Origin of the sequence: Streptomyces sp. NPDC091416 (genome assembly GCF_044756845.1) — a bacterium.
Lineage (GTDB): Bacteria > Actinomycetota > Actinomycetes > Streptomycetales > Streptomycetaceae > Streptomyces.
The window spans coordinates 561885-582217 of record NZ_JBIVTU010000005.1 but is presented as its reverse complement, the minus strand read 5'-3'; the positions used below and the strand labels follow the sequence as shown (position 1 = coordinate 582217).

Sequence of the window (20333 nt, the reverse complement as noted above, 5' to 3'; positions counted from 1 at the left end):
ACCCGGACACTTCCCCACGAAGGAGTTCTCCCATGAACCAGCAGAACCCGCTCTCCAGCCACGCCGCTTCCGTCTCCGCCGAGGACGGTGCCCCCACGCACGCCGGCGCCGAGCAGGACGCCGCAGGCGGTATCACCCTCTCGGGCCGCAATCGTGCGTGCACCCGCGCCCGCGTCCTGGCAGGCATGGTTCTCACCAGCGGAATAGTCATCACGCTGAGTTCGATCGACACCTCGGTGTCCTCGCCCCAATAGACGCTCCATTCCGCTCGGCCGGCAGGCCGGCCGAGCGGAATGGAGGGCCGAACGCCGCACCACGGCTCCAGATAATCTGATTATGCTTGGAGGCCATGCCTTCCCAAGCGTCTTCTCTCATCGGCCGGGATACCCAACTGGGCCTACTCGAACGCGCCTTGTCCCACGCTCGGCAGGGACGCGGCGGTGTGGTCTTCCTGGTGGGCGAAGCCGGGGTGGGCAAGTCCCGGCTGGCGGCCGAGGTCGTGGGCAGCGCGCTCGAGTTAGGGATGGGCGTGCTGCGCGGACGCAGCAGCACCACCGGTCCAGCGGTGCCCTTCAGACCGCTGACCGAGGCGCTGATGTCTCTGTTCCGTACCGGTGAACCGCTGGACGAGCTGCCGCTGGGGCCGTACAGACCCGTGCTGGGTCGACTGATCCCGGACTGGAACACCGGTGCAGGTGACAGCAGTTCCATGGTGATCCTGGGTGAGGCCGTACTGCGTCTGCTCATGGCCACCGACCACGGTCGGGGTCGGATCGTGGTGCTGGAGGACCTGCACGACGCCGACCCCGAGACACTGGGCGTCCTGGAATACCTCGTGGACAATCTGGAGTACAGCCCGGTTCTGCTCCTCGCCACCATCCGCACTGACTTCAGCGACGTCCTGGACCTCGCGCAGTCGGCCCGCCAGCGTGGCACGGCCTCGGTCGTGGAGCTGTCGCCGCTGACCCGCCCCCAGGTCTGCGAACTGGTGGCGGGTCAGTTGGGCACCACTGCGCAGGACGTGCCCGCGGCGGTGCTGGAGCGGTTGTGGGAGGGCAGCGCAGGCAGCCCCTACCTGGTCGAGGAGTTACTCCAGTCGATGATCGGCGCGGGCACCCTGGTGCAGGGGCCGGACGGCTGGCGGACGGTCGGTGATCCGCGCGGCGACGTCTCCTCCGCTCTCGCCCGGGGAATCCTGCGCCGTATCGACCGGCTGGGTGCGGACGGCCTGACGATGCTGTCGGCGGCGGCCGTGCTGGGCAGAAGGTTCCCGCTCACCGTGCTCCAGCGGATGACGGGCATTGACGACCGGGCACTGCTCAGCCATCTGCAGGCCGGTGTCGCGGCTCGCCTGGTGGTCCCGGACGAGCCCGCTCCCGACTGGTACTCCTTTCGTCATTCACCCACCGTGGAAGCCCTGTTCACCCAGCTGACGCCGACTCAGCAGGCGGACCTGGCACGCCAGGGCGCGGAGGCGGTGGAGAAGCTGCACCCGCAACTGCCCGGCGAGTGGTGCGCGCTCGCAGCCGGGCTGCGGTCCGCGGCCGGCGAGGACACTGCGGCCGGCAAGCTGTTCGCGGAGGCGGGGCGGCGGGCTCTGACGTCGGGCGCGCTCGGTTCGGCGGTAACCCTGCTCGGCCGGGCCGAGACACTGCTGGCGGAGTCCGGCGACCCGCAGGACCGGGCGGCTGCGCTGGAGCCGCTCCTGCCCGCACTGGCCGAATCCGGCGACTTCGGCCGGGCCTTCGACCTGGTCGAGCATCTCCATGCCTTGGACAGCGCCGGTCTGGGGGCGTCACGTCTGGCGATCCTGCACACCCGGTTGGCCAAAGTGGCCCACACGGCGGGGCGTTGGAGCGACGGCAACCGGCAGATCGACCGCGCCCGCGAGGTGCTGGGGGCGAGTCCGGATGGTGCGGCGACGGCAACCGTCGACGTCACCGCTGCCTATCTCGCGCTGGACACACCTGGCACGGACCGCACCCAGCAGGCGGAGAAGCTCGCCCGCTCGGCGGCCGATGCCGCCGAGCGCTACGCGCTGCCTGCGGTCGCCTGCCAGGCATGGGAGCTGCTGGCGACCGTGGCCCGCGAGCGGGACCCGGACGAGTCCCGGGCCATGCTCGAGAAGGCCCTGTCGACGGCCGAACGGCACCAGCTCCCACTGCGGCGGATGTATGCGGCGACCCGTATCGCCGGCAATGACTGGCTGGCGGAAGGCGACACCTCCGGACTGTTGTCCGCCCGTGAGGAGGCACTGCGGCTGGGCTCGATCAGCATCGTGCACACCGTGGACGGCATTCTCGTCCTGGACGGGGTGATGCGGGGCGTGCGCGAGGCGACGCGCGAAGCCGCCGTCGAGAGCCTCACGATCGTCCGCAGGCTCAAACTCGCCCCCGCGGTCCGGTACCTCCTGATGTCATTGGCGTCGCTGGAGGCGCACCAGGGCGATCGACGGGCGATGGAGGCCGCCCTCGACTCGTTCGCGGAATGGGAGGGGGCGGGTTCGCAGGAGGAACCACTCACGCTGGGCATGGCACGCGCGTTCTGCGCCCTGCTGGAGGAGGACCGGGACCTGGCACGGGAGGAACTGGGGGCGGTGTCGGAGCTGGAGCGGCACAATCCCAGCACCTATTACCTCAGCGGCACGCACGGGGTGGGGCTGCTGCTGGACGTGCTGGCCGGTGACGCGGACCGAACGCGACAGGAGGCGGTCGCCGCCACGGCGGTCGGACGGATGCGGTGGAACCGCCAGTTCGTCACCTTCGCCGATGCCGTCCTGCTCGGCCGGGAAGGGAAGAGCGAAGAGGCGGCCGAGCGCATCGGTGCGGCGCAGCGGGATGCCGCCGCATACCCGATCGCCCTGCACCTGGGTCTGCGACTGATCGCCGACGCGGCACACGAGGACGGCTGGGGCGAGCCGGTCGCCTGGCTCAGACGGGCCGAGCACCACTTCCACGAGCAGGGGGTGCCTGCCGTCACGAATGCCTGCCGGGCCGCCCTGAGACGGCTCGGTGCCCCCGTGCACCAGCACCGAAGCGGCACGGAAGGCATCCCCGAACAGTTGCGGGCCCTCGGCGTCACGGTGCGGGAGTACGAAGCGTTCCGGCTCCTCGCCCACCGGCTGAGCAACAAGGACATCGCCGACCGGCTGTTCATCTCGCCCCGCACGGTCGAGAAACACATCGCCAGTCTGATGAACAAGACGGGTGCCGCGAACCGCGCGGATCTGTGTGCGCAGTCGACCCAACTGCCGGAGTTGTGACGGGGTGGCCGGGCCCGGCCACTCCGGGGACCTCGGCCTGCCCGACAAGGCGGATCCGCTCCCTGCGCGCATATCGCTCCGCCGCGCCGTCCGGTCCAGCTCGAGCAACGCCGCTGATGGGCTTGACCGTTGAGACCCGACGTCGCGACGGCCGCCGCCGTTCCCCGCCCGGCATCGCCACCGTCATCGGCCACAGCCCCTACGGGACGGCGCACTTCCTCTCCGCCGGCAAGCCGTCATGGAGAGGGCCCGCGCCCAGTACGCCGAGACGTACCGCGTCAGGCACTTCGAGGCGCAGGAAGCGGCATGGCGCCACGCGACCCGACTGGCCCACTACGTGACCGCTGCCCCCGCACGAGTCGAGACCATGCCCTCAGGCCGGACCAGAACCGAAGCCGAGGCATGGATCATCCGGGCAGAAGCCACCGCAGAGCGCATCGACCCGCTGAACACGCCACTCCGGATGCCCCTCATCCCCGACCACAAGCCAACGACCTGAAGCCGTTCCTCGAGCACTGGAACCCCTACGGCCCCCGACACGAAACCCTCCTGGTGCCGGCCCCGCCGTTCCTCCCCGCGGCCCCGTCGTCTCACGCTTACGACGCTGCCTGCAGCCGCCTCTTGGCCCGCCCGGGAGCGCAGAACCATGGCGCCGCCGGGCGTGAGCCTTGACCGTGTCGCCGGGCGCCGGTCGCGCAATGCGGCGCCGCCACCGGGTGTGTGATGCGGGCACCGGCAGAGCGGTGAGCGGTACCGGCTGTTGCACATTGCGGTGACCCGCGCGCCCGCCGCTCCGCGACTGCGCCCCACGGGCGGTGTCCCAGCCACGTCTGCGCAGCCCAAGTCGGGGCCCTGGAGACCTCGTTCACACGTTCCACATTGGCCAGGGTTGCGGCGTGACCTGACGGATCTCCTTACCGCACGCCTGGAGCATGGTGAATACGAAGGTTTCCCCTTTCCCTGAACTGGTCCCTGCCGCCACGGTGGCCGAACGCCCCCCACAGCGCGGCCTGTTCGACCCGACGGTCGCCGATGACGTCCTCGCCGGACTTCCGCCGGCCTTGTTCGCCGAGTTCCGCAGAAAGGACCAGCGGGACAAGGCCGAGCAGTATCTGCGCGGTCTTGTCTGCGCCGACGGACGCAAGTCCGTGCGGAACATCGCGGCGCTGGTGGGCGGTGGCGCCGCCGAGCAGAGCCTGCACCACTTCATCACCGATTCCACCTGGGACTGGAAGCCGCTGCGCGCGGCGCTCGCCGCGCACCTGATGCGCACCTGCACCCCGCAGGCACTGGTGGTGCAGACGATGCACATTCCGAAGACCGGGGAGCACTCCGTGGGGGTGAACCGGCTGTTCGCCCCACAGCTGGGCCGCATGTTCCGCGGTCAACAGGCGTTCGGCGTCTGGCTGACCTCCCAGCGGCTGAGCTCCCCGGTCCACTGGCGGCTGCATCTGCCCGAGCCCTGGGGAAGCGACCGGGACCGGCTCGAACGCTCCGATCTCCCCGAAACCATAGGACACGAGAGCCTGGGCGCCTGTGCCACGAGCGTCGCCCTGGAGACAGCGCACCTTGCGCAGTCCGGCGCCCTGCCGGTCGTGATCGACCTGCGCGGGGGCAAGGCGAGCCCGGCGGTCTCCCGGTTCAGGGCCGCCGGGATCCCCCTGCTCGGGCGTATCGGCACCTCAGTGCCGCTGGTGGTGGCCGACCAGACGATGCCGGGTTTCGGTGCGGGTCCGCTGAACCCGCAGCAGATCCTGGAGTCGACCAGGGGCCTGCGCAGGCCGGTGCACTGGCAGGACGCCGCCCGGCGGCACGCCCTTCGCGCCTCGCTGGTCTCCGCGGTCCGGGTGGCGCTGCCCCATGGCCCCACGAAGCGGCCGCGCCCCATGCTGCTGCTCGGCGAGTGGCACGACCCGCACCGGCCCCCCGCCGGAATGTGGCTCACCAACCTGACGCACCTTCCGGTGGCGCAGTTGCTGCGGATCGCGAAGCTTGCCCACCGTGTCGAGCAGGACTTCGCCGAGATCGGCGAAGCGGTCGGTCTGCGTGACTACGTCGGCCGATCCTTCCACGGCTGGCACCGGCACGTCACTCTCGCCTCCGCCGCCCATGCCGCAAGCATCCTGTCCGTCAACCACCAGAAACCGCAGAGGGCTTACTGAGTGCCTAAGGGCTGTCCCGGCGCGCGTACAGGACCTGACGGGCGCGGCGGAGCCGGAGGGCCAGCTGCACTTCGAGGGCACGCTCGGGCTCGTTCCACCGTGCGCCGAGAAGTTCGGTGATGCGCTCGATGCGGCGGGAGACCGTGTTGGGGTGCACGTGCAGTCTCTCCGCCGCGTTGGTGGGACTGGAGCCTGCTGCAAAGTACTGCTCCAAGGTGGCGATCAATTCCGTCGTACGGTCCGTGTCGTACTCGAGGACCGGACCCAGGACCGACTCGATGAATCCATCGACATCGTGGTCGTCGGAGAGGAGCAGTCCCAGAAACCCCAGGTCCTGCGCGGAGGCCACACCCCCCACCCCGTCGAGGACGGTCAGGGCGTCCAGGCAGCGCACCGCTTCGCGGTACATCCGGCCGGCTTCCGCGGCCGAGGTCTGCGGGCCCGCGGCGCCCACCGAGACGGGGTGGCCGAGCAGCGGGGAGAGCTCGTCGGCCACGGCCTGGGCAGCGGCCGAGGCGTCGGTGCCCGGCACGATGAGGACGATGCGGCCGTTGTCGACCATCTTCAGGCCGCTCACGCGGAAGGCGTACGAGGACGCCCATCCCCCGGCCCGCTTCGGCTCCCCGCCCTCCGGCCGGGCCACGAGCAGGACGTGCGGCCTGGCCAGGTCGATCCCGAGCCGGGTGGCGCGCTGGGTGATCTGGCGCGGCACGGGCGCACCGGTCGGCAGGCTCAGCAGTTCCTCCAGCAGCTCGTCGCGGACCGGGCCCTCCGCGACGGCCGCGCTGCGTTCCATCACGAGCTGCAGCGCGAAGACCTGAGCGATCGTCCGCAGCAGCCAGACGTCCTCTCCGAGGAGGTCGGCAGCCGGATACAGGACGAGCGCCCCGAGCACTTCCTTCCCGGCGGTGACCGGGGTGACCCAGGCCCGGTCGCCCACCCGGGCGGGGCCACCGCGGGTGTACGCCTCAAGTACTGCCTCGTTGAGCGCGTCCTCGTCGACGCCGGCGATCTCGCCGCCGGCCGCCAGCACATGCCCGGCCATATCCCGTATCTGGAGGGTGCTGTCCAGCGCCGCACCTGCGGTCTCGACCAGTACGTCCAGGTCCGTGCCATCGATCAGAAGGTCCATGATCCGGCGGTACGTCGCACTCATCTGCCCGAGGCGTGCCAGGCGGGCACGGACGCGCGCTCCGTCGCTCTTCAACTCGTCAAGCTGTTCCCGCGCCCGCTGGAGCAGCTCCACCCTCCCGATCGCCTCCGCGGCGATGTCCGCCAGCGAACAGATCAGACCGATCTCGTCGGGAGTATAGTTGCGCACCCTGCGGTCCGCCCCGTACAGCACCCCCAGGGCCTCACCGTTCCGGAGCAGGGGGACGGCCATGAGCGCGCGCAGTCCCTCTGCCTCGACCACTCCATCGAGGGTGTCGGAGTGCGCGATGGAGCCGTCCTCGGAGTAGTCGGCGGTCCACAGCGGTGCCCGGCATCGCATGGCCTCCGCTCCCAGCCCCCGGCCGCCCACGATCCGCAGACCCGTGTTGAGCGCCGTGGTGGAACCCTCGGAGCAGCGCACGTACATGCCCTCGGCATCCGGCAGGGTGATGTACGTCATGTCGAAACGCAGCAGACGCCTGCCCCAACGCGCGATCAGCGGCAGCAGGCCGTCCAGCTCCGTCGAGGACGACAGGTCCCGGGCGGTGTCGATCAGAGCCACGAGTCCGGCCTCCCGCTGGTGACTCCTGGCAGTGGCGAGGCTCACCTCGCGCGCCAGCTGCATCACGGACTCGATACGGGCCAGCTGCTCGGGCCCGTGCCGGTTCTCTCGGCGCACGCGCTGCAACAGAGCCTCCAGCTGCCCCGCGGGCGCCCCTTCGGCCAACAACTTCAGAATGGTCAGCAGTTCGTCATCCCCGGCCGATATCTCCCCCGGCATGCCACGCACCCTCTCCCACTCCGGCGCCCCGGTGAAGATAGCTGTCAACCGATCAACAGGTCAACGGTCCGGACCTGCACTGATTCCGTTGCGTGGTGGTGAGGCCACCGATAGGCACCGGCAAGAGTGTCCTGAGATCACCTTCCGGTTTCCACGCCGCATCGCAGACGCTCGTCCAGGGGTGGGGAAACTCCCTTGCCCGCATGGGGAGTCACGTTGATGATCCGCAGTTACGCCCAGTCGCTGCAGCGCAGCCGTGCGGCACGCAGCGACAGCAGGCGCCCCGACAGCTTCCGCCTGCGAGGGCGGGAGTGGACCCTGCTTCCGGACGTCTTCGCCCCGCCCTACACGACGTCCACCGACGCGGCCATGGAGCTGCTGGGTTTCCACGAGGACCACCAGCCGGCCCGAACCGGCTCTTTCCTGGAGATCGGCTGCGGAACCGGAGTCATCGCGGTGAGCGCCGCACTGGGTGGCTGCGAGACGGTGCTGGCTACGGACATCAACCCGCTGGCCGTACGCAACACAGCGCTGAACGCACAGCGCCACAGAGTCGCCGACCGCGTCTGCGCACAGCAGAGTGACCTCTTCGACGCCCTCGACCCCCAGGCGCGTTTCGACACCGTGTACTGGCACTCCAACTTCGTTCTCGCGCCGTCCGATTACCGTTACACCTCCCTCCACGAGCAGGCGTACGTGGACCCCGGATATGCCGCACACCGCCGCTACCTCGATCAGGCACCGCTGTGGACCACGGAGGGCGGCCGGGTCCTGCTGCACTTCAGCAACCGGGGTGACCTGGCACGTCTGTACGCTCTCGCGGATGAGACGGAGCGCGCGCTGAGCGTGGTGCGCAGCATGCACGTCGAAGAGGGTCGGGACACGATCGAGTACTTGTTGATCGAGATCGCGCGGAGGGATGCGTCGAGCCCCCGCCCGCAGCGCGCGAGTGCCGCCACAGGCAATCGGCAAGGAAGCTGAGCAGCCCTTCGTGTCCTGCCCCTCTCCCTGTTCCGGCTCACGAGGGATCCTGGAAGACCCGTGCGTATCCTGCTTGTCGACAATTACGACTCGTTCACCCACAACCTCGCCCACTATCTGGCGCTGATCACCGGTCAGGAGCCGGTCGTCGTACCCAACGACTCGCCGCTCCTCCACCCGGGCCTGCTCAGCGGGTTCGACGCCGTCGTCCTGTCCCCCGGGCCCGGAACTCCCGCTCGCACCAAGGACTTCGGGAAGTGCCGGGAGCTGGTGGAGAGTTGTGACCTCCCCCTGCTCGGCATCTGCCTCGGACACCAGGGCATAGCTCAGTTGCACGGGGCCGTCGTCAGCCGTGCGCCCGAGCCTCGGCACGGACGGCTGTCGCCGGTGCTCCACGACGGCACCGGTCTGTTCACCAAGCTGCCCTCGCCCTTCAACGTCGTGCGTTACCACTCGCTCGCGGTCAATGATCTTCCGGAGAGCCTCCGGGCCACCGCGTGGACCGCGGACGGAGTTCTCATGGGCCTTGAGCACCGGAGCAAGCCGATGTGGGGGGTTCAGTTCCATCCCGAGTCGATTCTCACCGAATACGGCATGGAGCTGCTGCGCAACTTCGTGGAGCTGAGCCGCGCATGGCACGGGGACCGGCCGGCGCTCGTGGCACCGGTTCCCCGGGCTCCGGCCGAAGCCGCACTACCCCGGCGTTCCCTCCAGGTGAGAGTCGAGCGGCTCGATACCGGCTGGGACGACGAGGTCGTCTTTGAAGCGCTCTTCGGGCACGCCGAGAACGCCTTCTGGCTGGACAGCAGCGCCCATGCCGTTTCGGACACGGCCCTCGGCCAGTTCTCCGTCATGGGGGATGCCGGCGGGCCCCTGTCGCGGGTCGCCGAGGCCGACGTGCAGGCGCAGACCGTGACGGTGCGCTCCTCGAAGGGCACGGAAGTGGTCTCGGGCGAGTGGCTGTCCTGGCTCGACCGGGACCTGGCCGCTGCCCGTACCCCTCCGCTCGACCTGCCGTTCGACTTCTGTCTCGGCTGGGTCGGTTACCTCGGTTACGAACTCAAGGCCGAGTGCGGCGGCCGACTCACCCATCAGGCCCCGGGGCCGGACGCGGCCATGATCTTCGCGGACCGTGCGGTGGTGTTCGACCACCACAGCCGCGTCACCTATCTGCTGGCCCTCGTCGAGGACGGGCAGAAAAGGGAAGCGGTCCGCTGGCTGCGTGACACCCGTACAGCTCTGGAGAGGCTTCGCGGCCGTTCCCCCGGGCTGATCTCCGACCCGGTCCCGCACGCCGAGGTGACGCTGCGCCACGACCGGGCAGCCTATCTGGGACTGGTGGACAGGGCCCTCGAGGAGATCGCGGCCGGGGAGAGTTACGAGGTCTGTCTGACCAACATGGCGGAAGCGCGGGGCACCTTCGCACCGCTGCCGAGCTACCGGCTGCTCCGCAGAAGCAGTCCGGCACCGTTCGGGGCCCTGCTGAGGCTGGGAAGCACATCGGTGCTCAGCACATCGCCCGAGCGGTTCGTGAAGGTCGGCGCCGACGGTCGGGCCGAGTCCAAGCCCATCAAGGGAACCAGGCCGAGAGGACGAACCGCCCGGGAGGACGCCGAGCTCGTGGCCGACCTCCTGGGCGACGAGAAGGACCGGGCGGAGAACCTGATGATCGTGGACCTGGTCCGCAACGATCTGGGGCGCTGCGCCGAGCCGGGGTCGGTGGAGGCTGACGAGATCTTCCAGGTCGAGACGTATGAGAGCGTCCATCAGTTGGTCAGCACGGTGCGGGCGCAGCTGCGGAAAGGCACTTCCGCCGTGGACTGTGTGCGCTCCGCATTCCCGCCCGGCTCGATGACGGGGGCGCCGAAAATACGGACCATGGAGATCATCGACGATCTCGAAGGCGGCCCACGGGGCGTCTATTCGGGGGCGCTGGGGTACTTTTCGCTGTCGGGAGCCGCCGATCTCAGCGTGGTGATCCGCACCGTGGTCATCACGCCCGGGCGGGTACGGTACGGCGCGGGAGGCGCCGTCATTGCGCTGTCCTCGCCGGAGGACGAATTCGAGGAGACCGCCGTCAAGGCGGCCCCACTGCTGGCCCTGACCCGGAGCCATTTCCCCGGCAGCAGAGGATCGGCTCTGCCGACCCCGGGAGCGATGCCGTGAACTGCGTCGACGACCGCCGGGGTTCATCTCACAACCAGCCCCTACGGACGCTGAGGGCGAGCAGTTTCCGCGTGTAGTCCCACAGCACGGTCGATCCCTCGTCGATGACGGAGGTGCGATCCCGGACACGAGCCTCGTCGACTCCGGGCGCGCGCCAGGTACCGCCGCCGTTCCCGGCGTTCAGCAGCAGGGGCTGCAGCCGGTCCATGGCCTTGGCGAACTTCGCCTCAGGGGTCCGCCGCTCCTCGAACTCGTTCCACAACTCGTGGAACGCCTTCTCCTGGCCGGCCGGCAGCAGAGCGAATAGTTTCCTGGCCGCCGCCTCCTCACGTTCCGCCTGGTCCTTCCGGCCGACGTCGTCGAACAGGCAGGTGTCACCCGCGTAGATCTCGACGAGATCGTGCACCAGAGTGAGCTTCAGAGTGCGTTCCACGTCGATGGGTTCGTTCGCGTACTCCGCGAGGACGAGCACCATCAGCGCCATGTGCCAGGAGTGCTCGGCGTCGTTCTCCCGGCGGTCGTCGGCGAGCAGCGGGCTCAACCTCAGGACCGTCTTCAGCCGGTCGATCTCGGCTATGAACTCGATCTGCGCCATGAGGCGTGCCGGGACCTCGGAGACCAGCCCGTCGAGGTCCAGGAGGCGCTGTGCGTCCTCGGACGGGGGCTGCGGTGTACTCATGTCTACTCTCCTGTCACAGGGGCCGGCGTCGAGCGTGGGGCAGGCAGAAGCCGTTCAGACCCGGAGCAGTTCGAGCAGCCGGTTCCGGTCGAGTTCCTGAACGATCGTGAGGGGCGGCCGGTCCGACCGCGCGTCCTGCCAGTCGACGGCCGTGACACCGTGCTGGAGGGTTCCGGGCCCGTAGCCCACGTACACACGGTGCCGTACGGCCCTGGTCACCACGGTGGGGTCGAGAGCCACGGCCATGGCCAGAGGGTCGGGGCGCAGATAGTGGGAGCGATCGGCGTACCCCGGGTCGGTGAGGTATCGGTTGTGCACGATGCGCCGCAGTGTGGTGGCGGCCTCGGTCTCGCCCCCGAAGAAGGATTCGAATTCGTCCGGGGTGAAAGGGCAGGCCAGCGTCGCATCCCAGGTGAGCAGTGTGAGGTGGGGGAAGTGCGCGAGGACCAGGTCGGCCGCGGCCGGGTCGGCGACGATGTTGAACTCGGCGTTCAATGTGTGGTTTCCGCGACCGTGGACCGCGCCTCCCATCACCACCACCCGTTTCAGCAGTTGCGGAAGCCGGGGCTCCAGCCGCAGCGCAAGAGCCACATTGGTCAGCGGCCCCAGAGCGACGAGCGTGATGCGGCCGGGGTCGCGCCGGGCACTGTCGATGAGCGCGCGGGCGGCCGGCACATCGTCTTCCTTCACTTCGGTGACAGGCCATCGCGTCAGGTCGCCGAGTCCGTCACCGCCGTGAATGTGGGCGGCTTCGGCCCCGGGCCCGGCGAGAGGACCCGCGGCACCTCGGTGCACCGGGGTGCGGGCCGCCTGTTCCCCGTAGGCGCCGAGCAGCCAGCGCGCATTGGCGGTCACCGCGTCGATGCCCGTGTTGCCCGCGACCGTACAGAGCGCGGCGACGGGAACGTGGGGCCGTTGCGCCGACGGGGTCAGGGCCATGGCGAGGGCGTGGGCGTCGTCCAGCCCGGGGTCTGTGTCGATGACCAGTGCGTTCAACATGAACTCCCGTTATTAAAAGGCCTGTTGGTTCCACTCACCCGGATTCAGCAGTCCACGGTCGAGCCCGTGCGGACGAGGCGTCCGCCGAGCGCGCGGTAGCGGAGCATCGGGAGTTCGGGCTCCCGGTCGACGCGTTCGGCATGGAAATGCACCCCGGACTCCTTGAGAGACTCCAGGAGTACGTCGACCACGGCCCTCGCCAGAGCCGCCCCGGGGCAGTAGTGGGCGCCGGCACCGAAGCTCAAGGAGCGGGAGCGCACGCCCCGGTCGCGGATCTCCAGCGGGCCCGGATAGCGTTCCGGATCAAGGTTGGACGTCCCGAGGCAGAGGTTGACTCTGGCGCCTGCGTCCAGGCGGTACGGGCCGATGGACACCGGCCGGCGCGCGTAGCGGCTCGCGAAGCGGAAGGGTGCCGCGAGACGCAGTACCTCTTCCCTGACCTTCGGCACAGGCATGCGTGCGAGCACGTCACCGTGGATGCGTTCCCCCACGACGCACAGTGCCGTGGTGATCGGTTCGTAGGCGCCCGTGACGACCTGGGTGAGCAGCGCCGTAGCGGCTTCCGGGCCGAAGGCCGGGTCGTCCCACAGCGCTCCGAGCCCTGCGACGAACGGCGTCGGTGGCTCGGCCCTCGCCTGGCCGAGCCAGTGGGACAGCGCGTCGACAGAGGCGAGCGCGCGATCCACTCTCGCCATGTCGATCCGGGGGGTGGCCAGCTCGTCCATGACCCCGACGCCGAGCTCGATCAGCCGGACGGCGTCGGCATCCCCCGTCAGGGCTGCGATGGCCTCCTGTGCCATGGGGCGTGCCACGGTGGCTGCCCAGTCGAAGGATTCACCGCCGCCGGCCGCGAGGCGTGAGTCGGCAAGCCGTCGGCACGCGGCCAGCAGCTCAGGCGTCACCGTCCCCCGCAGAAGCTGGATGGAGGCGTGCCGCACCTGTTTGTGGTAGGCGCCGTCGGAGAACACCGGCCAGAGGGAGAAGAAGGTCTTCAGCCTCCTCCGGCGTTTCCTGTCCTCGTCCGTCAAGGCGGCGAGCCGCTGGTCCGAAGACCGTTCCGACCAGAAGTCCGCACTGGTCAGCGCTCCCTGGACGTCGTTCGCGCGAAAGGCGTACACGCCGCCGTTCTCGGACGCCTCCTGAAGCGGGCAGCCCTTCGCGGCTTCGGCGAGCGCCAGGACCGGGTCGCGGGAGCTGTAGTCCCCGAACACGTCAAGCACGGGTCCCCCCGGCGTGCAGACCAGGAACGGCAGACGCCGCCGGCTCCTGCTTCGGGACAGCGGAGCGGGTCCGGTTCGAGACGTGGAACATCATCGCCGAGCGGTCCCACGCGGGTTCTTCGTCGGCCATGTCCGTGATCCGCCGCAGCACGTCCTGTTCGTCGAGAATCGCTCCGACCGCCTCGGCCACCGTGACGCGCCTTCTCGGCCTCCAGACCACGTCGACTTTGTCGCCGACGGAGACCCGCCCTTCCTCGAGCACACGGAGATAGACGCCTGGCCTCCGGGCGTTGTTGAAGCGCTTGGCCCAGCCCTTCTCATCCATCCATGACCCGAACGTGCCGCAGGCCATACGGGGTGCCATGACCTGGAGGAGCACTTCACCGACCTGCCACTTCTCAGCAAGTACGGCATTGCTGGCATCGAAACCGATGAGATCCAGATTTTCTCCGAACATCCCGTTCCGCAAACCCCTTTGCAGCTGGCACGACCACCAGTCGAGGTCCTCCCGGGCGTAAGCATAGACCGCCTGGAGCGTGCCTCCGTGAAAGTCCGCGGCCTGCTCGTCACCTTCGAGGCCGAGCTTGGTCAGCCTGACATTCCCGTCGACGGGTAGCTTTCTGATCGCCGTCCTCCCGCGGCGTACTGCGAATTCGGGAACAACACAAGGACCAGTATTGACTGAAAGGATGGCTCCCATGCATATGACGCTAACTATTGCGTTGCTCGGCGGTCAACGACGGCGCTGATAATCTGTCAGGTCCCGAATTGCCAGAGCAGAGAGCCTATGCCGTCAATTCCTCTGGTCACATTCTCGGCGCCGAGCGGCACGCGAAGACCACCCTGCTCTTGGGAACAAATAGCCCCAGGGCCGGAAGAGGGCTGCCCCCTCCCGGCCCCACCTCGGTCCGATTCGACGCGCCGGTTCCGGAAATCTCAGCCTCCGGAATCCGGACTGTGTGGCTATATGGCTGTGTGGCCGTGTGGCTGCGCCTAGTGTGCGGGTGCGCCCTTGGCCTTCGCCACCACGAAGAACGCCGGTACGTTCACATACCGCTTGCCCTCCGTGACCGTTCCCTGATAATCGATGGGCGCGGTGGAGACGATGTCGAAACCCGCCTCGACGAGCTCACGTTGCAAGGCGTCCTCCGCGCGGGCGACGGGCAGAGGCACCCGTTCGAAGACGAATCCGAACTTCTCCGCGGGAACTCCCTCGCCCTCAAGCTTGGCCGCAATGAACTCGCCGCTGGTCGGGGCGAGTTCATAGAAAAAGGCACCACCCGTGCTGCCGGCCAGGGTCGCCAGCGACGTGACCGCGAGCTTCAGCTCCTCAGGGGTGAACGCGTGCAGGACCGTGCGGACGTACAGGCCGGCGTCGCCGATCCGGTCGTGCAGGGCGACGGCCTGTTCGGGCTTCAGCAGATCCAGCTGCTCGTACGAGACGCCCGGAGCGTCGTGGTACTTGCGGGCGCGCTCCACGGCGCTCGGGGCCACGTCCACGCCGATCACCCGCTCGAAGTGCTGCCCGATCGCCGCGGTCTGCGTGCCGTCGCCGCACCCGACATCGATGACCGGCTTGGAGGGGTCGAGCACACTGCCGAACAGCTTCAAGTGGGCATGGGCGACATAGGTGGGGTCCACATCCCACGGCGAGGCACCGGCGGTGTGAGGGAGGTCGGTCCAGAAACGGTCCCACATGGCCTCGAAGCGACTCATTCTCATTCCCTCTCTACGTACTCTCAACGGGCGGCAACCCCTGTCCCCGCATCCACCGCGTGATCCGGACATGCCCGATGACAGGGAAAGCATGGCGAGGTAGCCGGGAATACCCTTCGACCATTCACCGCCCCATGCGGAGGTGTAAAGAGGAGAGTGCAGTCTGTGTCAGGTCCGAATGACCCCGATTCGCCGACCGTGCAGCACCATGAACGTGACGGGTGAGCCGGGGCGCGTTCATGGACGCGCCCGGGCTCACCTGTTATGTCATTTCACCAGTTCGCCGATCACCGGCAACAGGGATCTGAACGCCTTGCCGCGGTGGCTGAGGGAGTTCTTGATACCGTCGGGGAGCTGTGCGAAAGTCCGACTTTCGCCGTCCGGCTGGAAAATGGGGTCGTAGCCGAACCCGCCGGTTCCAGCCGGGGCGGTGCGCAACACGCCGGCCAATTCCCCGTGTGTGACGCGTTCCGTACCGTCGGGCAGTGCGAGTGCGGCCGCGCAGTAATAACGGGCGGCACGGTGCGGAGCGGCGATGTCGCTCAGCTGCGCCAGCAGCAGTTCCATATTGGCCAGATCCTGGCCGTGCCTGCCGGCCCAGCGGGCGGACAGGATTCCCGGACTTCCTCCGAGAATGTCGACGCACAGGCCCGAATCATCGGCGATGGCGGGAAGACCCGTGGCCCGGGCAAGAGCATGTGCTTTGAGCAGGGCATTCTCCGTGAAGGTTACCCCTGTTTCCTTGACGTCCGGGATGTCGGGATAGGCATCAGCGCTCACGAGGTCATGAGCGAGTTCCGCATCGGCCAGAATCGCCTTCAACTCGACCAGTTTTCCCGGATTCCGCGTGGCTAAGATCAACGTGTTCATCGGGCAAGTATCACCGAGAGGCCAGGCCGGATCTATAGGAACCGTTCAGAATTCGCCAACAACGCCGCTTGCCGGTAGTTCGTTGAATCCGACGGTCCCGTGTCCGTGGCGGCGGTGCGCAGGACCACCCTGCGGCCGTGCCGTTCACCGCCCTCCAGACGCCGGTGTGCCTCGGCCGCGGCACTCAGCGGCATCACTTCCGTGGCCCGTGGCCGCAGCCGCCCGGACTGCAGCATGCGAGTGATGCCGTCCGCGGCCTCGGCGAGTTCGGCCGTGGTGGCGTGCGAGATCACGAACCCGACGACCGAGCAGTCGTTCATGTACAGCTGCCCGGCCGGCAGCACGGGCGTGGACTGCGCACCGGCCAGCAGGACGACACGGCCACGCCGGGCGAGCAGGCCGACGCTGTTCGCCAGGTCGTTGACGCCCGCCGTGTCGAGATACACATCGACACCGCCGGGACTGGCCACTCGGATCTTGTCGAAGAGCTCCGGGTCCCGGTAGTCGAGCACCTCGTGGGCCCCGACGGAGCGGCAGTAATCGGCGTCCCGGGCCGAAGCGACGGCAATGACGCGGGCTCCGGCCTGCGAGGCGAATACGGTCAGCGCGCTGCCGACGTTGCCGCCGGCACCAACGACCACGACCGTATCGCCGGTACGCAGCCGGCCGTGGCTGAACAGTGCCAGGTAGGCGGTAGCGCCAGGATGGACCACGGCGACCGCTGCCTGCGGGTCCACTCCCTCAGGAAGTCGGTACAGGCGATCAGCGGCCACGACCGCCTGTTCGGCGGCCGCTCCCTGCCGACCGTCGTGCCCGAGGGAGTTGCACCACACCCGGTCCCCTACGGTGAACTTCGCCGCACCGGGGCCGACTTGGGCCACGGTCCCGACGAGGTCACGACTGATCACGAAGGGGAAGGGGGCCGTCGTACGGAACGCTCCGGAACGCACGAAGGTGTCCACGGGGTTCACGGTGGTCGCGAAGACATCGACCAGGACATCGGTCGGCCCTACGAGAGGTGAAGGCAACTCCCCGTACTTGATGACGTCCGGGGAGCCGAGCTCTTCGATGAATGCAGCACGCATGGCGTTCATGATGCATAGATCCGGCACGATTCCCGACCGGCATCCGTTCTGTGCCGCAGAGTATGTCAACTCTCCAGGGGCGAGACGGATGCGGCCGACCAGGGCCGACCGTTGCGGCACGGCCGTTGCGTGAGTGCGATGCGTACTGCGTTGGCACGGCCGCAGAAGCGGTACCGACGGCCGGCACGGTCCCGGGAGCGGTACTCACGGCTGGGACGGTGCCGGAATCCGCCGGCCCCGCGAACCGACCAGGGCCTATCCGTGTCCCGGCGCGGTGGATTCGCGCCCAGGCGCTGCCCGCCTGCGGTGAACGGAGCCGACCGTCCGGTCCCTGCGGGCGGATTCGACGCCTCACCGCTGCTGGGCAGGCAGGACCCGCAGCCCGGCGGAGTTGCCCCTGGCCCTTGCCGCTGCCCCGGCCTATTTTCCTCCCATGCATGTAGTTTTCACGGACATCGCGCCCGGCGACCCCGCGATGACGACCGATGTCGAACCACTCATCCGCACACTGCGCCCCTCACTCGGCCCCGGTCAGTTCGCCGACTTCGCCCTGCGGTCCTGCCGGCAGGGGCTTGTGTTCACCGCGGCCCATGACGGTTCGGGGCGCTGCAGAGGCGTCGTCACCCATCGGACGCTCGCCACAAGTCGAGGCCTGTTGCTGCTAGTCGAGGACCTCGTCACTGATCCGGCGCTGCGGGGAAGAGGCGTCGGCAGGCAGTTGATGGACGAGGTCGAGCGGCGGGCTCGGCTGTCCGGTTGCGACCGGATCGAGCTCGACACCGGCACGGCCAATCACCGTGCCCAGAGCTTCTACCACTCCCTGGGCATGCGGTTGGGTGCCCTGCACTTCGTCCGTGACGTGGCTTCCGGGACTCCGGACGCGACCGCGGGAAGCGGCTTTCCGACTTGACGGATCCCGCCCGGGTGCTTTGACCTCGATCCGTGGCCGGGCGCAGCCTTCCGGCATGTCTGTGACTGAACACAACATTGGCCGCGACGGAGAGACCGCCTTGAACAGCCTGTTCCAGGCGCAAGCCGCCGTCCGCATCTCGACTTCCCCGCAAGAGATTTACAGGGTCATCAGTGACCTGGGCCGCAGCGGCGACTGGAGCCCGGAGTGCCTCGGTGGTGAGTGGGTCTCCGGTGCCCCGGGCGCCGTGGGTTCGGTGTTCCGTGGCGAGAACCTCCGCTCCGAGGAGGTCGTCGCGTGGGCACCGGTAGTGCGCGGCACCTGGTTCACCGAGTCCGAGGTGGTCGCCGCGGAGCCGGGGCGCACCTTCAGCTGGGCGATGCGGGACAGCGCCGGCAGGAAGCAACAGAGCGTCTGGGGTTTCGACATCGAGCCGCTCGGCAGCGACATCGTGCTGACCCACCGCTTCCGGATGGGGGCGCCGACGGAGGGCATCGGCGGCATCACCTCCGGGATGACATCCGAGGAGCGCCGGCGCTTCGTCCGGGAGTGGGGCGACAAGATCGAGAAGGACCTCAAGGCCACAGTCGCCCGCATCAAGGAAGCCGTCGAGGGCGGCTGAGCCGGGGCGCACGACCGAGAGCACACCGCCGCCGCACTCGCGCACGGGCGGCCGTAGTCGGCGTATCCATCTGACGAGAGCTTGGACACATGCTGCTGCAGCGCATCGCCAACCGGGGCATCCGGCTGGGCACCCTCTTCGAGCGGGCCGCGGCCCTGCACCCGGCGAACATCATGATCCTCGACCATGATCTCGACATCGCACCGCAGTTGGGGCGTCGGGCCACGATTGCCGAGATCGCCGACCTGGTGGACGACTACGCCGCCCGGCTGTGGGCGGCGAAGGTCCGGGCCGGCGACCGGGTCGTCGTCTACAAGAGCGACGGATTCGACATCACACTGCTGTCCTGCGCCATCTCCCGCATCGGCGCCGTCCCGGTCCTGTTCTCGGCAAAGCTGGACGGCGCCACCGCGGCCGAGCTGGTACGCCGCACCGACCGCCCCTTCCTCGTCACCGATCAGACGAAGCTGGAGCGTGAACTGCCCGACGAGACCTTCGAGCTGGTCAGCCGTGTCCTGCTGACCTCCGGCGCCCACGAGGCTGCGGTGGACCTGCACGGACTTGCCGGGTCCCCACGGGTACCTACGACCACCATGCCCCCCGAGCACCCGGCACTGATCACGCACACCTCGGGCACCACGGGCATCCCCAAGCTCGCCGTGCACACCGGCCGTACGCTGCAGGCCCGGTACCGGCCGCAGGCATCGATCATCAAGCCGCTGATCCGCAACCGCGAGACCATCGCCCTGCACGTGTCCTTCGTCCACTCACGCCTGTTCACCGCCCTGGCGATATCGCTGCTGCGCGGATTCCCCGTCGTGATGCTCGCCAATTCGGCGCCTGCTCAGGTCGCCGACCTCTTCGCCCGGCTGAAGCCGGGCATCCTCGAGGCGCATCCCAACTCCTTCATGGAATGGGAGGCGATGGCCGATGACCCGCGCGGACCGCTGTCCAACGTCACTTTGTTCAGCAGTACGTTCGATGCCATCCACCCGCGCACGGTGCACCGGCTGCTGCGCGCCTCCAAGCGCCGGGCGCCCATATTCGGCCAGCTCTACGGGCAGAGCGAGGTGGGCCCGGCGGTGGTCCGCGGCTTCACCCGCCGGCGCTCCCTCGACGAGGACGGCCGGTGCGTGGGCACCCCGTTCCCCGGTATGACGCAAGTGCGCGTCGTCAGCCGGGGCGGCAACCCGCCCTCGGCGGCCAACCCGGGTTTCATCGAGGTCCGCAGCGACGGCCGGATCGTCACGTACCTGGACGAACAAGAACGCTATGACCAGCAGGTGTCCGAGGGCGGCTGGTGGCGCATGGGCGACGTCGGTTACCGCACCAAGTGGGGCTGCGTGCACCTGCTCGATCGCGAGGTGGACCTGATCGAGGGTTTCGGCTCGACCCTGGCTGCCGAGGACGCCCTCTTCGGCAAGCTGGAGGACCTGGCCGAGGTCATCATCATCCCCGGGCCGGACGGCCGTGCCGTTCCGGTCGTCTGCACCAAGGACGACAAGCCGCTCGACCCGGCTGCCTGGACGGCTGCCTGCGCGGGGCTCCCGCCGATGGCCGAACCCGTGCAGTGGCGGATCGGGGAGCTGCCGCAGACCGCAACCACCAAGATCAAGCGCCTGGAGCTGGCCGAACTGGTCGCGGCCCGGTCCGCACAGAAGTAGCCGACCAAGGCGGGGCACCGTCGTACGCGTGCGGGCGCACCACGGGGAACACCGATCCCGCAGA

The 20333-nt window shown here is 68.8% G+C and carries 17 protein-coding genes; 9 read left to right on the top strand and 8 right to left on the bottom strand.

All coding sequences use genetic code 11. The features are described 5' to 3' along the window. Positions 1 to 32: 32 nt before the first annotated feature. The 4 genes from ACIQMX_RS18760 to ACIQMX_RS18745 all read left to right on the top strand — a co-directional run bounded on the left by ACIQMX_RS18760 (position 33) and on the right by ACIQMX_RS18745 (position 5424). Positions 33 to 254, top strand: coding sequence for a hypothetical protein (locus ACIQMX_RS18760; RefSeq protein ID WP_402479363.1), 222 nt, complete (start codon positions 33 to 35; stop codon positions 252 to 254). Between the two features lie 95 nt (positions 255 to 349). Next, on the top strand, positions 350 to 3262 hold the full coding sequence (locus ACIQMX_RS18755; RefSeq protein WP_363076328.1) for an AAA family ATPase: 2913 nt from the start codon (positions 350 to 352) through the stop codon (positions 3260 to 3262). A gap of 238 nt (positions 3263 to 3500) precedes the next feature. Then, positions 3501 to 3761, top strand: a complete 261-nt coding sequence (locus tag ACIQMX_RS18750) for a hypothetical protein (RefSeq protein WP_402479359.1) — start codon at positions 3501 to 3503, stop codon at positions 3759 to 3761. A gap of 433 nt (positions 3762 to 4194) precedes the next feature. Further along, a complete protein-coding gene (locus tag ACIQMX_RS18745) occupies positions 4195 to 5424 on the top strand; it encodes an IS701 family transposase (protein ID WP_402479356.1) in 1230 nt (409 codons plus the stop codon). A 4-nt stretch (positions 5425 to 5428) separates the two neighbouring features. Here ACIQMX_RS18745 and ACIQMX_RS18740 read toward each other — a convergent pair whose 3' ends face one another. Then, a complete protein-coding gene (locus tag ACIQMX_RS18740; RefSeq protein WP_402479353.1) occupies positions 5429 to 7357 on the bottom strand; it encodes a helix-turn-helix domain-containing protein in 1929 nt (642 codons plus the stop codon). A 219-nt stretch (positions 7358 to 7576) separates the two neighbouring features. Between ACIQMX_RS18740 and ACIQMX_RS18735 the strand changes: the two genes are divergently transcribed. Together ACIQMX_RS18735 and pabB are read left to right on the top strand one after the other, a co-directional pair. Further along, on the top strand, positions 7577 to 8338 hold the full coding sequence (locus ACIQMX_RS18735) for a 50S ribosomal protein L11 methyltransferase (protein ID WP_402479350.1): 762 nt from the start codon (positions 7577 to 7579) through the stop codon (positions 8336 to 8338). Between the two features lie 60 nt (positions 8339 to 8398). Continuing rightward, on the top strand, positions 8399 to 10504 hold the full coding sequence (gene pabB, locus ACIQMX_RS18730; RefSeq protein ID WP_402479347.1) for an aminodeoxychorismate synthase component I: 2106 nt from the start codon (positions 8399 to 8401) through the stop codon (positions 10502 to 10504). 28 nt (positions 10505 to 10532) lie between these two features. Here pabB and ACIQMX_RS18725 read toward each other — a convergent pair whose 3' ends face one another. The 7 genes from ACIQMX_RS18725 to ACIQMX_RS18695 form a co-directional block, all read right to left on the bottom strand. Continuing rightward, a complete protein-coding gene (locus ACIQMX_RS18725) occupies positions 10533 to 11183 on the bottom strand; it encodes an HD family hydrolase (protein ID WP_402479344.1) in 651 nt (216 codons plus the stop codon). 54 nt (positions 11184 to 11237) lie between these two features. Next, positions 11238 to 12182, bottom strand: a complete 945-nt coding sequence (locus tag ACIQMX_RS18720) for a nucleoside hydrolase (protein WP_402479341.1) — start codon at positions 12180 to 12182, stop codon at positions 11238 to 11240. A 44-nt stretch (positions 12183 to 12226) separates the two neighbouring features. After that, the gene (locus ACIQMX_RS18715; protein ID WP_402479338.1) at positions 12227 to 13402 is read right to left on the bottom strand and encodes a cytochrome P450; all 1176 of its coding nucleotides are present in this window, start codon (positions 13400 to 13402) and stop codon (positions 12227 to 12229) included. Next, positions 13395 to 14102 carry an MOSC domain-containing protein gene (locus ACIQMX_RS18710; RefSeq protein ID WP_363076346.1) on the bottom strand — a complete coding sequence of 236 codons (708 nt, stop codon included), beginning with the start codon at positions 14100 to 14102 and terminating at the stop codon, positions 13395 to 13397. Before ACIQMX_RS18710 ends, ACIQMX_RS18715 begins: the two co-directional genes overlap by 8 nt. 293 nt (positions 14103 to 14395) lie before the next feature. Further along, entirely contained in the window at positions 14396 to 15118 is a 723-nt protein-coding gene (locus tag ACIQMX_RS18705) for a class I SAM-dependent methyltransferase (RefSeq protein ID WP_363076348.1), read from the bottom strand. A 267-nt stretch (positions 15119 to 15385) separates the two neighbouring features. After that, positions 15386 to 15988, bottom strand: a complete 603-nt coding sequence (gene rdgB, locus ACIQMX_RS18700) for an RdgB/HAM1 family non-canonical purine NTP pyrophosphatase (protein WP_402479334.1) — start codon at positions 15986 to 15988, stop codon at positions 15386 to 15388. Positions 15989 to 16020: 32 nt separating this feature from the next. Then, on the bottom strand, positions 16021 to 17073 hold the full coding sequence (locus ACIQMX_RS18695) for an NADPH:quinone reductase (protein WP_402479331.1): 1053 nt from the start codon (positions 17071 to 17073) through the stop codon (positions 16021 to 16023). 433 nt (positions 17074 to 17506) lie between these two features. Between ACIQMX_RS18695 and ACIQMX_RS18690 the strand changes: the two genes are divergently transcribed. From ACIQMX_RS18690 to ACIQMX_RS18680, 3 genes are all read left to right on the top strand, one after another. Further along, positions 17507 to 17983: a GNAT family N-acetyltransferase gene (locus ACIQMX_RS18690; RefSeq protein WP_363076354.1), complete on the top strand. Its 477-nt coding sequence runs from the start codon at positions 17507 to 17509 to the stop codon at positions 17981 to 17983. A 55-nt stretch (positions 17984 to 18038) separates the two neighbouring features. Then, positions 18039 to 18605, top strand: a complete 567-nt coding sequence (locus ACIQMX_RS18685) for an SRPBCC family protein (protein WP_402479328.1) — start codon at positions 18039 to 18041, stop codon at positions 18603 to 18605. Between the two features lie 89 nt (positions 18606 to 18694). Further along, positions 18695 to 20269: a class I adenylate-forming enzyme family protein gene (locus ACIQMX_RS18680; protein WP_402479325.1), complete on the top strand. Its 1575-nt coding sequence runs from the start codon at positions 18695 to 18697 to the stop codon at positions 20267 to 20269. Positions 20270 to 20333 lie beyond the last annotated feature (64 nt).

Coding starts and splice junctions, on each gene's coding strand:
- ACIQMX_RS18760 (WP_402479363.1), top strand. CDS start 33: ATGAACCAGCAGAACCCGCTCTCCAGCCACGCCGCTTCCGTCTCCGCC.
- ACIQMX_RS18755 (WP_363076328.1), top strand. CDS start 350: ATGCCTTCCCAAGCGTCTTCTCTCATCGGCCGGGATACCCAACTGGGC.
- ACIQMX_RS18750 (WP_402479359.1), top strand. CDS start 3,501: ATGGAGAGGGCCCGCGCCCAGTACGCCGAGACGTACCGCGTCAGGCAC.
- ACIQMX_RS18745 (WP_402479356.1), top strand. CDS start 4,195: ATGGTGAATACGAAGGTTTCCCCTTTCCCTGAACTGGTCCCTGCCGCC.
- ACIQMX_RS18740 (WP_402479353.1), bottom strand. CDS start 7,357: ATGCCGGGGGAGATATCGGCCGGGGATGACGAACTGCTGACCATTCTG.
- ACIQMX_RS18735 (WP_402479350.1), top strand. CDS start 7,577: ATGATCCGCAGTTACGCCCAGTCGCTGCAGCGCAGCCGTGCGGCACGC.
- ACIQMX_RS18725 (WP_402479344.1), bottom strand. CDS start 11,183: ATGAGTACACCGCAGCCCCCGTCCGAGGACGCACAGCGCCTCCTGGAC.
- ACIQMX_RS18720 (WP_402479341.1), bottom strand. CDS start 12,182: ATGTTGAACGCACTGGTCATCGACACAGACCCCGGGCTGGACGACGCC.
- ACIQMX_RS18710 (WP_363076346.1), bottom strand. CDS start 14,102: ATGGGAGCCATCCTTTCAGTCAATACTGGTCCTTGTGTTGTTCCCGAA.
- ACIQMX_RS18705 (WP_363076348.1), bottom strand. CDS start 15,118: ATGAGTCGCTTCGAGGCCATGTGGGACCGTTTCTGGACCGACCTCCCT.
- rdgB (WP_402479334.1), bottom strand. CDS start 15,988: ATGAACACGTTGATCTTAGCCACGCGGAATCCGGGAAAACTGGTCGAG.
- ACIQMX_RS18695 (WP_402479331.1), bottom strand. CDS start 17,073: ATGCGTGCTGCATTCATCGAAGAGCTCGGCTCCCCGGACGTCATCAAG.
- ACIQMX_RS18690 (WP_363076354.1), top strand. CDS start 17,507: ATGCATGTAGTTTTCACGGACATCGCGCCCGGCGACCCCGCGATGACG.
- ACIQMX_RS18685 (WP_402479328.1), top strand. CDS start 18,039: ATGTCTGTGACTGAACACAACATTGGCCGCGACGGAGAGACCGCCTTG.
- ACIQMX_RS18680 (WP_402479325.1), top strand. CDS start 18,695: ATGCTGCTGCAGCGCATCGCCAACCGGGGCATCCGGCTGGGCACCCTC.